Here is a 13,003-nt window from a genome sequence, read left to right on the forward strand (position 1 = left end):
GGCAAGATGGCAGAGGTTTCGGCACGCAAGCGGATCTGGGGCTGGTTCTTTTTCGACTGGGCCAGCCAGCCCTATCACACCCTGTTGGTGACCTTCGTGTTCGGGCCATTCTTTGCCGCTGTCGCCTCGAATTATTTCCTTGGCACGGGTCTGGAGGAAGAGGCGGCGGATGCGCGGGCGCAGACGCTGTGGTCATGGTGCCTGGCGCTGTCGGGACTGGTGATCGCGTTCGGCGCGCCGATCATGGGCGCGATGGCGGATTCCGCCGGGCGGCGCATTCCGTGGATGGTATTCTTTTCGGTGCTCTATGTCGTGGGCGCGGCGGGCCTGTGGTGGACGGCCCCGGACGGGTCGAACATGGTGCTGGCGCTGGTGCTGTTCGGCATCGGCTTTATCGGGGCGGAATACGCGCTGATCTTCGTCAATTCGCAATTGCCGTCGGTGGCGACGGCGGATGACGTGGGGTCGACCTCGGGCAGCGGGTTCGCCTTTGGTTACCTGGGCGGGCTGGTGTCGCTGGCGATCATGCTGGTGTTTTTTCAGACGATGGACGGAGGGCGCACAATCGTCGGTTTGGAGCCGGCGCTGGGGCTGGACGCCGCGCGGGACGAGGACAAGCGCATTGTCGGGCCGCTGGCGGCGGTGTGGTACGTGGTGTTCATGATCCCTTATTTCCTCTGGGTGCGCGATGCGGACACTGCGCCCAAGGGGGCGGGGTTCGTCGGTGCGATGACGCTGCTGAAGAAATCGGTGGCGAACCTGCCAAATCGCAAGAGCCTGCTGGCCTATCTGGGGTCGTCGATGTTTTACCGCGACGCGCTGAACGGGCTTTACAGTTTCGGGGGCACTTACGCGACGCTGGTGCTGGATTGGTCCATCGTGAGGGTGGGCATTTTCGGTATCATCAGCGTCATCGGTGCGGCGGCCTTCAGCTGGGTCGGCGGCAGGCTGGACAAGCGGTTCGGACCGAAGCCGGTGATCATCGTGGCGGTGTGGATCCTGATCGGGGTGTGCATCACCATCGTCAGCATGGACCGCACGATGTTCTTCGGTATCCCGCTGGAAGACGGCTCGGCCCTGCCGGACATGGTGTTCTTCGGCTGCGGTATCCTGATCGGGGGCCTGGGCGGCACGCTGCAATCGGCCAGCCGGTCCTTGATGGTGCGCCACACCGACCCGGCGGTGCCGACCGAAAGCTTTGGCCTTTACGGGTTGTCGGGGCGGGCGACGGCGTTTGTGGCCCCGGCGTTGATCGGGCTGGTGACCTATATCAGCGGAAGCGCGCGAATTGGGGTCACGCCCCTTATTCTGCTTTTCCTCGTGGGGTTGATCTTGCTACGCTGGGTTCAGGCAAAAGGGGATAGTGAAACATGGTCCGTATCGTAAAGCCGGTCCTGCTGGCGTTGGTGCTGGCAGGCTGTGGCGGGTCCACGGCAGAACAGGAGGGCGCCCAGCCCGCGGTGCTGTCGACGCAGAACATCCCGGCGGACATGCGCGGGGTGCAGGCAAAACAGCTGTTCGGCGCCAAGCGCGGCGGCTCGCAGCAGGCGGCGCGGCCCTTCGGCGGCTATGCCAAGGGATGCGTGGCGGGCGGTGTGCAACTGCCCGAGACGGGGCCGACATGGCAGGCGATGCGCCTGAGCCGGAACCGCAACTGGGGCCATCCCGAGGTAATCGACTTCGTGCAGAAACTGTCGCGCTTTGCGGCGACGCAGCCGGGGTGGAAAGGGCTTTACGTAGGCGACATCAGCCAGCCGCGGGGCGGGCCGATGCTGACCGGGCATCGCAGCCACCAGATGGGGCTGGACGTGGATATCTGGCTGCGGCCGGCGAACAACCTGAACCTCAGCCGGGCGCAGCGGGAAAGCCTGTCGTCGATTTCGCTGCGGCGGGCGAACGGGGCCTATACCAACGACAATTACAACCGCACCCATCACGAGATCATGAAGGCCGCGGCGAAGGACCCGCGCGTGGCGCGGATTTTCGTCTTTCCCGGCGCCAAGGTGCGGATGTGCGAGGAAGAGACCGGCGACCGCAGCTGGCTGCGCAAGATCCGGCCCTGGTACGGGCATCACTATCATTTCCACGTGCGGCTGAAATGTCCGCGCGGGGCGAAGGGCTGTGTCGATCAGGCCGCGCCCCCCGCCGGGGATGGCTGCGCCGATGCGCGGCAGTGGCAGCGCAACATCCTGAACCCGCCGCCGCCCGACCCCGACGCGCCGCCGCCCAAGCCGCGCCGCGAGCTGACCATGGCGGACCTGCCGGCGCAGTGCCTTGGCGTGCTGCAATCGGAGTGAGGTCTTGCGGTTCTGCCGCAAAGTGACTAGGCGCAGGCCCCTGATATAGACGCGTATCGGGGGCCTGTGCGCATGACATCCAAGATCCTACCCGGCGTTCTGGCGATGGCGGCGATTGTCGTCGCGTCGAACATCCTGGTTCAGTTCCTGTTCGGCAAGTGGCTGACCTGGGGGGCGTTCACTTATCCGCTGGCGTTCCTGGTGACGGACGTGATGAACCGCGTCTATGGCCGCGCGGCGGCGCGGCGCGTGGTGCTGGCAGGGTTCGTGGTGGGGCTGATCTGTTCGTTCATCGGCACGCAGATCTCGGGTGAGTTCGGGCCGCTGGTGACGGTGCGGATCGCGCTGGGCTCGGCCGTGGCGTTTCTGACCGCGCAACTTCTGGATATCGCGGTGTTCGACCGGTTCAGGGGCGGGGCGTGGTGGCGGGCGCCGGTGGTGTCGTCGCTGATCGGGGGCAGCGTGGACACGGGCCTGTTCTTTACCATCGCGTTTTCGGCCAGCCTGACATTCCTGGAGCCGGGCAACGATGTGGGCTGGGCCGGTGAGGCGCTGCCGCTGTTGGGCACAGGCCCGGTGGTGCCGTTGTGGGTGTCGCTGGCGGTGGCGGACTGGCTGGTGAAGCTGGTGCTGGCAATTTTGGCACTTGTGCCGTTTCGCATCATCGTGGGGTCACTTAGTGGCAGGACCACATGATTTTGTTTTGACAAATACAAAATCTGTGGCAGGCTACCCTTGAGTTCAACAACTGAAAGGAGGTGATCCAGTGTCTATAAAGGGATTGGAGAGAGGTGTCGGAACAGTCAGGGAGGTTCGTGTCTGAGGCAGCCCTTGGGCATGTAAACACTCGGATTGGCAGGGACGCTTTCGCGGTGTCCTGGGTCTAACCGACCTCGCCTCCGAAACTTTTAGAAGGGCCGTTCCACGAGGTTGGAGCGGCCCTTTTGATTTGAAAAAGACGCGTCGGTATCGCGTCGGTATTTGAGGCGCACCGCGTCGGTGCTATCTGACAGGGCATCATGAAGATCAACGACAGGATCACCATCGAGGATTGGGAACTGACCGAGCAGTTCACCCGCGCGTCCGGACCGGGCGGGCAGAACGTGAACAAGGTGTCTTCGGCGGTGGAGTTGCGGTTCGAGGCGGAGCGCTCGCCCAACCTGCCCGACCCGGTGAAGCGGCGGCTGCGGCGGCTGGCCGGGCGGCGCTGGACCAAGGACGGCGCGGTGGTGTTGCAGGTGTCGGAGGAACGCAGCCAGGCCCGCAACCGCGAGATCGCGCGGGAGCGGCTGGCGGAGTTGATTGCCAAGGCCTGCGAAAAGCCGAAGCGGCGGATCCCCACGAAAGTGTCGAAGAACCAGAAACGCAAGCGTGTCGAGGCGAAGAAGAAGCGGGCCGAGGTGAAGGCGCTCAGGGGGAAGGTCGACGGGGTTTGATGCGCCGTGTGCCGCACGCGTGGGTTTCCACCCACCCTACGCGGGTTTGATCGCAATGCCTCGCGTGGTGGCGGCGTCCAGCAGACGACCGATCTGGGCTTGGCTGCTGTAGAAACCCGGGCCGGTTTTGCGGTCCCTGATGTCGTGGCCTGTGAAGACCGCGAGGCCGTCCGTCTTGGCGATGAGGTCGAGCAGGTGGTGCTGCTGGCGCCAGCCGGGGAAGGCCTTGTGCTGCATGTCGGCGAAACCGAGGGTGTCGAGGCAGCGCGAGGCTGGGATTTCACCGTAGATACGGCTTGCGGGGTTGGCGCGGTCGAGGCTGCGGGGGCCGGCGGCGCGGATGACCTCGAAGCGGGAGGCGAGGGCCGCGCGGGTCTCGGGCGTGGAGGCGTGGAAGGGGCAGGCGAAGCTGCGTGCCGGGAAGCCTGCCGCGCGGTGCTCGGTGATGGCAAGGTCGACCTCGTGTTCGAGCCAGTGGTCGAGGCCGTGGGTGGCTAGGTAGGGCTTCAGTTTCGGGTGGGTGCGTGTGTGGCAGGCGATCTCGTGGCCATCGGATTGCAGCAGGTGCAGGCCTTCTATCTGGTCCGGCGTGGCCGTGTGCAGGTGCGACACGCAGAAGGTGACGCGGGCATCATGGGCGTCGAACACGGGTCGGGCGGCGACCCAGTTTGCGACGAAGAGGTCGTCGAAGGTGAGGCAGAGCGTGCCGGGCAAATGCGGTCCCCCATGCGACTAAGGTCTTGATGCGCGAGACGCCTTGGGTCTGTCAATTTATACTGCGCATCGGTCTTGGAGGGTTCGGGGCGGTGCGGTAGGATCGGGCCAACCAAGGAGGAGACGTGTCATGCAGATGAGTGGCGAGCGCGAGATCGCGGCGGACCGGGAGACGGTCTGGGCCGCGCTGATGGAGCCGGAAGTCCTGAAGGAATGCGTGCCGGGCGCGCAGGAGGTCACCGGCAACCCGCAGGAGGGGTACGAGGCGACGGTCACGCAAAAGGTCGGGCCGGTGAAGGCCACGTTCAAGGGCATGGTCACGTTCAGCGAGATGACCCAGCCCGAGAGCCTGCGCCTGGAAGGCGAGGGCAAGGGCGGGGCCGCGGGCTTTGCCAAGGGCGCGGCGGATGTGCAGCTGGAGGAGGTCGAGGGCGGCACGAAGCTGACCTATGACGTGGAGGCCAAGGTGGGCGGCAAGCTGGCGCAGCTGGGCAGCCGGATCGTCGACGGGTTTGCCAAGAAGATGGCCGACCAGTTCTTTTCTAACCTCGAGGAGGTCATCGAGGGGCCGAAAGAGGACGAGCCGGAAGAGCAGGCCGAGAAGAAAGGCTGGCTGAAGCGGATGATCTCGAAGGGGTGAGCCTTCGTTTCAGGCCGGGTTGATTGCGTCCCCGTCGGAGCCTCCGGCGGGGATATTTTTGGCCAGAGGAAAAGGCGCGCGCGTGATCCGGGCGCCGGGGCCTGGAGGCGTCTGTCGGGACGCCTCCGGCGTTTTACCAATTACCGGCGCGGTCCGGTCTGGCGGATGAGCTCGGCGATGCGGCTGCCGATGGCGTCGGAGCCCTTGGGTGAGGGGTGGATGAGGTCGACCGCGTGATAGGTGCGGTCGCCGGGCGGGACTACGTCGCTCATCGGGATGAAGTACACGCCGCGGTCGAGCGCGGCGAGGCGGGCCATGCGGGCGTCCATCTCGCGGCCCTCATCCACGCAGCCTTCGATGGGGGAGCGGATGCCGGGGGTGTGCAGGTAGCCCACCATCACCACGTTGGCGCCGGTCTTGCGCATCTTCGAGACGAAGCCGGGGATGACGCCGGTGGTGCCGTCCTCGGAGATCAGGCGGTCGATGCGGCGGTCGCAGAGGCCGCAGCCGCAGCCGAACAGGATGTCGTTGCCGCCGCCGTTCATCACGATCCAGTCCCAGTTGCCCGCGCGGAATTGTTTCGTGATGTTCATGCCCGCCGCGCCCGAGATCGGTAGGGAATAGAGGAAGCGGGCGCCGGAGACGGAGCGGTCGATGACCGGCTCGCCCAGGCGGCGTTCCATGGCGTGAGAGACGGATTTCCCGGACATGCCGTGGAAAGCCATCATGGAGTCGCCCATGAGAAGGATACGGGAGTTATCGGCACGCGTCACCGTCTCGGTGCAGGCACCGAGCGCGAATATGATGAGCGGCCAGACAAAACGAGAGAGGCGTTTCATGTCTGTCCTGCAATTTTTCTGATGCGCATGGCACCATGCGCCCCCAACCACGCACAGGATTCCCGTCTGAGGCGAGTCGCGCAATGCGAAATGTGGAAACAATGCGTTTTATTTGGGGCGGCGTAGTCGTGCGCGCGCAGGAATGCACAAGGGGTTGTGTTTACGTACCGGCTTGCGCCGGGTCGCGGCCGGATTAGTTTGCCTCGGATGATGAAAGAAGGAGCGCGGGATATGGCGGCGTTTGTCGAGGTGAGCGGCCTGGAGAAGACTTTTGACGACGGGTTTCAGGCCCTGAAGGGCGTGCACCTGGAGATCCGCGAGGGCGAGATCCTGGCGCTGCTGGGGCCCAATGGCGCGGGCAAGACGACGCTGATTTCGGCGCTGTGCGGGATCACGACGCCGACGGGCGGCACGGCGCGCGTGGGCGGGCATGACATCGAGGCCGAGTATCGCGCGGCGCGGTCGCTGGTGGGGCTGGTACCACAGGAGATTGCGCTGGAGCCGTTCGAGAAGGTGATCAACACGGTGCGGTTTTCGCGGGGCCTCTTTGGCAAGGGCCGCGACGAGGCGCTGGTGGAGAAGATCCTGCGGCAGCTGAGCCTGTGGGACAAGCGGACCAACCAGATCAAGGAATTGTCGGGCGGTATGAAGCGGCGGGTGCTGATCGCCAAGGCGCTGGTGCATGAGCCGCGGGTGCTGTTTCTGGACGAGCCGACCGCCGGCGTCGATGTGGAGTTGCGCCGGGATATGTGGGACGTGGTCGAGGGGCTGCGGCAGGACGGCGTGACGATCATCCTGACGACCCATTACATCGAGGAGGCCGAGGCGATTGCCGACCGGGTGGCGGTGATCAACAAGGGCGAGATCCTGCTGGTTGAGGACAAGACCGCGCTGATGCAGCGGATGGGGCGCAAGAGCCTGCGGATCGACCTGGTCGAGCCGGTGGAGGCGGTGCCCGAGAGCCTGTCGGATTATGACTTGTGGATGAGCCCGGACGGCCAGAGCCTGACCTATACCTATGACACCAATGCCGAGCGGACGGGGATTGCGCGGCTGGTGCGCGAACTGACGGAGGCGGGGCTGGTGATCCGCGATATTCAGACCAGCCAGTCGAGCCTGGAAGAGATCTTCGTGGGGCTGGTGCAGGAGGATGCGGCATGAATTTTCTGGCCATCACGGCGATCTACAAGTTCGAGATGCAGCGGTTCTTTCGCACGCTCTTGCAAAGCTTCGTGTCGCCGGTGATTTCGACCTCGCTTTATTTCGTGGTGTTCGGCGCGGCCATCGGCAGCCGGATCGACCAGGTCGAGGGGGTGAGTTACGGCGCGTTCATCGTGCCGGGGCTGATCATGCTTTCGGTGATCACGCAGGCGATTTCCAACGCCTCCTTCGGGATCTACTTTCCGAAGTTCATCGGCACGATCTATGAGCTCTTGTCGGCGCCGGTGAATTTCCTCGAGATCGTGATCGGGTATGTGGGGGCCGCGGCCACCAAGGCGCTGTTCATCGGTGTGGTGATATTGGCGACCTCGGCGCTGTTCGTGGACGTGGAGATACAGCATCCGGGCGCGATGGTGGCGTTCCTGCTGCTGACCTGCATCAGTTTCGCGCTGTTCGGGTTCATCATAGGGATCTGGGCGCAGAATTTCGAGCAGTTGCAGCTGGTGCCACTGCTGATCGTGACGCCGCTGGTGTTCCTCGGTGGGTCGTTCTACTCGATCTCGATGCTGCCGCCGTTCTGGCAGACGGTGACGCTGTTCAACCCGGTGGTCTATCTGATCTCGGGATTTCGCTGGGCGTTCTTCGGGCAGGCGGATGTGTCCATCGGCCTGAGCCTTTTGGCGATTGCCGGGTTCACGGCGCTGTGCCTGTTCCTGATCTGGCGGATCTTCAAGACCGGGTACCGGATCAAGAGCTGAGGGGGCGTGGAGCGGCGCGTGGGGTTTCACCCACCCTACGCAGGTTGTGCACCGGCCAAGGGTAGGGCGGCGGAGGTCTGGCGATCGCGCCGTGTGACCCGGCGTCGTTTACGTGGCTTTCTTGCCCTCAGGCGGTACTGAAACGCGCCGCCACCTTGTTTGTCCTGCGCGGGCATTCTACATCGGCTTCCATGAAGCGATTTATCCCGTTTTTGAAAAGCGACCCGCTGGTGTCGGTTGTCCGCCTGTCGGGGGCCATCGGTGCCGGAGCACGGATGCCTTTGAGCGACGAGGCGATGGCGCCGGCCATCGAAAAGGCGTTCAAGCGGGGCAAGCCAAAGGCGGTGGCGCTGCTGATCAACAGCCCCGGCGGATCGCCGGTGCAGTCGGCGCTGATCGCCGGGCGCATCCGGCGGCTGGCCGACGAGCACGAGGTGCCGGTGCATGCCTTCGTCGAGGACGTCGCGGCGTCGGGGGGCTATTGGCTGGCCTCGGCGGCGGATGACATCTGGGTCGACGACAATTCCATCGTGGGCAGCATCGGCGTGATTTCCGCCGGTTTCGGCGCGCATGTGTTCCTCGCGCGGCAGGGCGTCGAGCGGCGGGTCTATACGGCCGGCAAGTCGAAGAGCACGCTCGACCCGTTCCAGCCCGAGAAGAAGGAAGACGTGGCGCGTCTGAAAGGCATCCTCGAAGAGATGCACGGGAATTTCATTGCGCAGATAAAGGCGCGGCGTGGGGATCGGCTGAGCGAGGAGGAAGACCTTTTCACCGGCGAGTTCTGGCTGGGGGGCCGGGGTGTCGAGCTGGGGCTGGCCGACGGGGTGGCGCATCTGGTGCCGAAGCTGAAAGAGCTTTACGGCGACAAGGTGCGGTTTGCCACCTATGGCAAGAAGAAGGGCTTTTTCCAGCGGTTCGGGTCCTCGGTGATCGAGGATGCGTTTGCCTCGGTCGAGGAACGCGCGGCCTTTGCGCGGTTCGGCCTGTGACGTGCTGAGCAAGATCGCCCTCATATTCCTGGCCTTCATCGCCGTGCTGGCGATGTTCGGACGCCTGCGCTTTCCCGGACAGAAAAAGCTGGAATCGGCTCGGTGCCCGCATTGCAAGCGGTTCCGCATCGGCAAGGGGCCGTGCCAGTGCCGGGAGGGCAAATCCTGATGTGGCCATGGCTGATGTCGGGGCTGGGGCTGTTGATCCTGCTGCTGGCCGGGGATGCGTTGGTGAAAGGCGCGGTGAACCTGAGCCTGCGCGTGGGGATCCCGGCGCTGATCGTCAGCCTGACGATCGTGGCTTTTGGGACGTCTGCGCCGGAATTGCTGATCTCGGTCAACGCGGTGCTGGAGAACAAGCCGGGGCTGGCGCTGGGCAACGTGGTGGGGTCGAACACGGCGAATATTCTGCTGGTGCTGGGGGTGCCGGCGCTGTTGGCGACGCTGCACACCTCGGGGTGCAACACGCGCAAGACGTATCTTTTCATGATCGGGGCGACGCTGATCTTCATCGGGCTGGCGTTTCGCGGGCCGTTCGATTGGATCGCTGGGGCGGTTTTGCTGGCCTGCCTTGGGCTGGTGCTGGGCGATGCGTTCCGGGATGCGCGGAACCACCGGCGCGACGGCAAGGCTGCCGAGGTGGAAGCGGACGAAGAGGAAGAGGTCGAGGGCGCCGACCCCGACATGCCGTGGTGGCAGATCTTCGTTTTTCTGGCGCTGGGCCTTGTGGGGCTGCCGCTGGGCGCGGACCTGCTGGTGGACAACGCGTCGATCATCGCGCGGGAATTCGGGGTCAGCGATGCGGTGATCGGCCTGACGCTGGTGGCGCTGGGCACGTCCCTGCCGGAGTTGGCGACGACGGTGATGGCGGCCTTGCGCAAACAGGCGGATGTGGCGCTGGGCAACGTCATCGGGTCGAACATGTTCAACCTGCTGGCGATCATCGGGATCACGACGTTCGTGGGTGCGATCCCGGTCGACCCGGAGTTCCTGCAGTTCGACCTGTGGGTGATGCTGGGCGCGTCGCTGCTGTTGATCCCGTTCGTGTTCCTGGGCCGGGATATCAACCGGCTGTGGGGCATCGCCTTGACCGTTCTCTACGTGATCTATGTCTTGGTCGTGTTGAGCTGAACGGAGCCCCCGCATGACCGACCAATCCCAGACCCGCCGCGCCCTAGTGACCGGAGGCGGCAAGCGCCTTGGGCGGGCGATGGCGTTGTACCTGGGCGCGCGGGGCTATGACGTGGCTGTGCATTACGGCGGGTCGGCCGATGCGGCCGAGGAAACCGCGGGCGAGATCGAGGCAAAGGGCAGGAAAGCCGTGACCGTGCAGGCGGACCTGCTGGATGAGGCCGCGGTGCAGGCTCTGATGCCCGAGGCGGCGGCGCGGTTGGGCGGGCCGGTGCATGTGCTGGTGAACAACGCGTCGATCTTCGAGGACGAGACGTATCAGACGGCGACCCGGCAGAGCTGGGACCGGCACATGGAGTCGAATTTGCGCGCGCCCTTCGCGCTGACGCAAGGTTTGGCGGCGCAGGTGCCGGAGCCGGTGAAGGACGAGAATGGCGAGCCGGTGGCGCAGGGGCTGGTGGTGAACATGATCGACCAGCGGGTGCGCAAGCTGACGCCCTATTTCGCCAGCTACACGATTGCGAAGTCGGGTCTGTGGACGATGACGCGCACCGCCGCGCAGGCGCTGGGCCCGCGCGTGCGGGTGAACGGGATCGGCCCCGGGCCGACGCTGAAGAGCACCGAGCAGAGCGAAGAACAGTTCTTTGACCAGCGAGCGCGGACGATTCTGAAGCGGGGCGTGAACCCCGAGGATATCACCGCCGCGCTGGGCTATTTCCTGGAGGCAAAGGCGGTCACGGGCCAGCTGATCTGCGTCGATGGCGGGCAGCATCTGGCATGGCAGACGCCGGATGTTCTGGGGGTCGATGTATAGACGCTGCGTCAACTTGTTCACGGGGCGCCGCGTGGTTACCGAAGCGTTACAAAAGTTTTAATGTTTTCATATATTTGGGATACCACGGATTTTTTATCGTTAAAAAACAATGCCTTGTTTTTGTGCTTAATTTTTGTGCAACTTAACGAAGCAGGCCGAAAACAAAGAAAAAATCCGGATGCCCGAAACTTTTCCGCAGAGTTATCCACACGATCAGTGGAGATGTTTCCTATTGCGGCGTGTGTGCTAACCATTGCAGCCCGAAAGGCAGAATCAAACCAGAGCGAATGACCGGCGAATCGAATCACGAATCAGACCGCGATGCCCCGCCCGAGACCGGGCACAAGGTGATCCAGTCGTATCTCAAGACGCTGGACGGCTCGCCCGGCGTCTACCGGATGCTGGGGGCGCAATCACAGGTGCTCTATGTCGGCAAAGCGCGCAACCTGAAGGCGCGGGTGTCGAGCTATTCGCGTCCCACGGGGCACACGCCCCGGATCGCGCGGATGATCGCGGAAACCGCGTCGATGATGTTCCTGACCACGGCGACCGAGACCGAGGCGCTGTTGCTGGAACAGAACCTGATCAAGCAGCTGAAGCCGCGCTACAACGTGCTGTTGCGCGACGACAAGTCGTTTCCGAATATCCTGGTCACGGGGCACGACTTTCCGATGATCAAGAAGCATCGCGGCGCGAAGAAGGAGAAAGGGCAGTATTACGGGCCCTTCGCCAGCGCGGGGGCGGTGAACCGGACGCTGGGACAGTTGCAGCGGGTGTTCCAGCTGCGCAATTGCAGCGACACGCAGTTCGAGAGCCGCACGCGGCCCTGCCTACAATACCAGATCAAGCGCTGCACGGCGCCATGCGTGGGATATATCTCGAAACGGGAGTATGCCGCGCAGGTTCGGGACGCGCAGCGCTATCTGTCGGGGCGGTCGACCGAGATCCAGGAGAAGCTGGCGGCCGACATGCAGGAGGCCAGCGCGGCGATGGAATTCGAGCGGGCCGCGGCGCTGCGCGACCGGATCAAGGCGCTGACGCAGGTGCAGACGGCGCAGGGCATCAACCCGCGGACGGTCGGCGAGGCGGACCTCGTGGCGCTGCACTTGGAGAAGGGGCAGGCCTGTGTGCAGGTGTTTTTCATCCGGGCGGGGCAGAACTGGGGGAACAAGGATTTCTATCCGCGTGTCGGCGCGGACGTGGCCGAGGCGGAAGTGCTGGAGGCATTCCTGGGCCAGTTCTATGACACCAAGGACCCGGCGCGGCAGATCATCCTGAGCCACGAGATCGAGAGCCCTGACCTGATGGCCGAGGCTTTGACCGGCAAGCTGGGGCGCAAGGTGGAGCTGCTGGTGCCGCAGCGGGGCGAGAAGGCGGAATTGGTGGAGGCGGCGTTGCGCAATGCGCGCGAAAGCCTGGCGCGGAAGATGAGCGAGAGCGCGACGCAGGCCAAGCTGTTGAAAGGTGTGGCGGAGGCGTTTGATCTGCCGGGCCCTCCCGAGAGGATCGAGGTTTACGACAACAGCCATATCCAGGGCGCGCACGCGGTTGGCGCGATGATCGTGGCGGGGCCCGAAGGTTTGATGAAGAACCAGTATCGCAAGTTCAACATCAAGGGAGATGAGCTGACCCCCGGGGACGATTTCGGGATGATGAAAGAAGTCCTGACCCGGCGGCTGAAACGGCTGATCAAGGACGACCCGGACCGCGACAAGGGGCTGTGGCCCGATCTGCTGCTCATTGACGGCGGGCAAGGGCAGGTCAGTGCCGTGCATTCGATCATGCAGGAGATGGGCGTGCGCGACCTGCCGATGGTGGGTGTGGCCAAGGGGCTGGACCGCGACGCCGGCAAGGAAGAGTTTCACCGGATGGGCAAGCGGCCCATGGCGCTGCGCCACAACGACCCGGTGCTGTATTTCATCCAGCGGCTGCGCGACGAGGCGCACCGGTTTGCCATCGGCACGCACCGGGCGAAGCGGACGAAGGCGGTGAGCGCCTCGCCCTTGGACGAGATCGCGGGGGTGGGCGCGTCGCGTAAACGGGCCTTGCTGGCGCATTTCGGGTCGGCCAAGGCGGTGAGCCGCGCCAATCTGGCGGACCTGAAGGCCGTGGACGGCGTGTCGGCGGCGCTGGCGCAGAAGGTTTATGACCATTTCCACGAGAAAGGGTGAGCGATCTTCGTCGCGGGCTGTGCCCGCGCCGACCGGCTGGGGGCGCTGCCCCC

General features: G+C 64.5%; 14 protein-coding genes. 12 read left to right on the top strand and 2 right to left on the bottom strand.

Annotated features, from left to right (window positions below):
* The first annotated feature begins 6 nt into the window (after positions 1-6).
* The 4 genes from FIU86_RS01070 to arfB all read left to right on the top strand — a co-directional run bounded on the left by FIU86_RS01070 (position 7) and on the right by arfB (position 3,733).
* Positions 7-1,386 carry an MFS transporter gene (locus FIU86_RS01070; RefSeq protein WP_152473389.1) on the top strand — a complete coding sequence of 460 codons (1,380 nt, stop codon included), beginning with the start codon at positions 7-9 and terminating at the stop codon, positions 1,384-1,386.
* The gene (gene mepA, locus FIU86_RS01075; protein WP_152473390.1) at positions 1,371-2,297 is read left to right on the top strand and encodes a penicillin-insensitive murein endopeptidase; all 927 of its coding nucleotides are present in this window, start codon (positions 1,371-1,373) and stop codon (positions 2,295-2,297) included. The genes FIU86_RS01070 and mepA overlap by 16 nt, the downstream gene beginning before the upstream one ends.
* 72 nt (positions 2,298-2,369) lie before the next feature.
* The gene (locus tag FIU86_RS01080; RefSeq protein ID WP_152473391.1) at positions 2,370-2,993 is read left to right on the top strand and encodes a queuosine precursor transporter; all 624 of its coding nucleotides are present in this window, start codon (positions 2,370-2,372) and stop codon (positions 2,991-2,993) included.
* A gap of 320 nt (positions 2,994-3,313) precedes the next feature.
* Positions 3,314-3,733 carry an alternative ribosome rescue aminoacyl-tRNA hydrolase ArfB gene (gene arfB, locus FIU86_RS01085; RefSeq protein WP_152473392.1) on the top strand — a complete coding sequence of 140 codons (420 nt, stop codon included), beginning with the start codon at positions 3,314-3,316 and terminating at the stop codon, positions 3,731-3,733.
* Between the two features lie 36 nt (positions 3,734-3,769).
* Here the strand turns inward: arfB and FIU86_RS01090 are convergent, their stop codons facing one another.
* A complete protein-coding gene (locus FIU86_RS01090; protein ID WP_152473393.1) occupies positions 3,770-4,447 on the bottom strand; it encodes a polysaccharide deacetylase family protein in 678 nt (225 codons plus the stop codon).
* 130 nt (positions 4,448-4,577) lie between these two features.
* On the opposite strand from FIU86_RS01090, the gene FIU86_RS01095 reads away from it, so the two are divergent.
* Positions 4,578-5,087: a CoxG family protein gene (locus tag FIU86_RS01095; protein WP_152473394.1), complete on the top strand. Its 510-nt coding sequence runs from the start codon at positions 4,578-4,580 to the stop codon at positions 5,085-5,087.
* Positions 5,088-5,227: 140 nt separating this feature from the next.
* Here FIU86_RS01095 and FIU86_RS01100 read toward each other — a convergent pair whose 3' ends face one another.
* Positions 5,228-5,926, bottom strand: a complete 699-nt coding sequence (locus tag FIU86_RS01100) for an SGNH/GDSL hydrolase family protein (protein ID WP_254703910.1) — start codon at positions 5,924-5,926, stop codon at positions 5,228-5,230.
* Between the two features lie 231 nt (positions 5,927-6,157).
* Here FIU86_RS01100 and FIU86_RS01105 point away from each other — a divergent pair, with 231 nt between their 5' ends.
* The 7 genes from FIU86_RS01105 to uvrC all read left to right on the top strand — a co-directional run bounded on the left by FIU86_RS01105 (position 6,158) and on the right by uvrC (position 12,950).
* Positions 6,158-7,087, top strand: a complete 930-nt coding sequence (locus FIU86_RS01105) for an ABC transporter ATP-binding protein (protein ID WP_152473395.1) — start codon at positions 6,158-6,160, stop codon at positions 7,085-7,087.
* Positions 7,084-7,845 (top strand): ABC transporter permease, encoded by a 762-nt coding sequence (locus FIU86_RS01110; RefSeq protein ID WP_152473396.1) that lies wholly within the window; start codon positions 7,084-7,086, stop codon positions 7,843-7,845. Before FIU86_RS01105 ends, FIU86_RS01110 begins: the two co-directional genes overlap by 4 nt.
* Before the next feature lie 191 nt (positions 7,846-8,036).
* Positions 8,037-8,834: a S49 family peptidase gene (locus FIU86_RS01115; RefSeq protein WP_152473397.1), complete on the top strand. Its 798-nt coding sequence runs from the start codon at positions 8,037-8,039 to the stop codon at positions 8,832-8,834.
* Position 8,835: 1 nt separating this feature from the next.
* Positions 8,836-9,003 (top strand): hypothetical protein, encoded by a 168-nt coding sequence (locus tag FIU86_RS22470; RefSeq protein ID WP_172977391.1) that lies wholly within the window; start codon positions 8,836-8,838, stop codon positions 9,001-9,003.
* Positions 9,003-9,965 (top strand): calcium/sodium antiporter, encoded by a 963-nt coding sequence (locus FIU86_RS01120; protein ID WP_152473398.1) that lies wholly within the window; start codon positions 9,003-9,005, stop codon positions 9,963-9,965. Before FIU86_RS22470 ends, FIU86_RS01120 begins: the two co-directional genes overlap by 1 nt.
* 13 nt (positions 9,966-9,978) lie before the next feature.
* Positions 9,979-10,779: an SDR family oxidoreductase gene (locus FIU86_RS01125; RefSeq protein WP_152473399.1), complete on the top strand. Its 801-nt coding sequence runs from the start codon at positions 9,979-9,981 to the stop codon at positions 10,777-10,779.
* 287 nt (positions 10,780-11,066) lie between these two features.
* Entirely contained in the window at positions 11,067-12,950 is a 1,884-nt protein-coding gene (gene uvrC / locus FIU86_RS01130) for an excinuclease ABC subunit UvrC (RefSeq protein ID WP_152473400.1), read from the top strand.
* Positions 12,951-13,003 lie beyond the last annotated feature (53 nt).

Origin of the sequence: Roseovarius sp. THAF9, from assembly GCF_009363715.1 — a bacterium.
Taxonomy (GTDB): domain Bacteria; phylum Pseudomonadota; class Alphaproteobacteria; order Rhodobacterales; family Rhodobacteraceae; genus Roseovarius.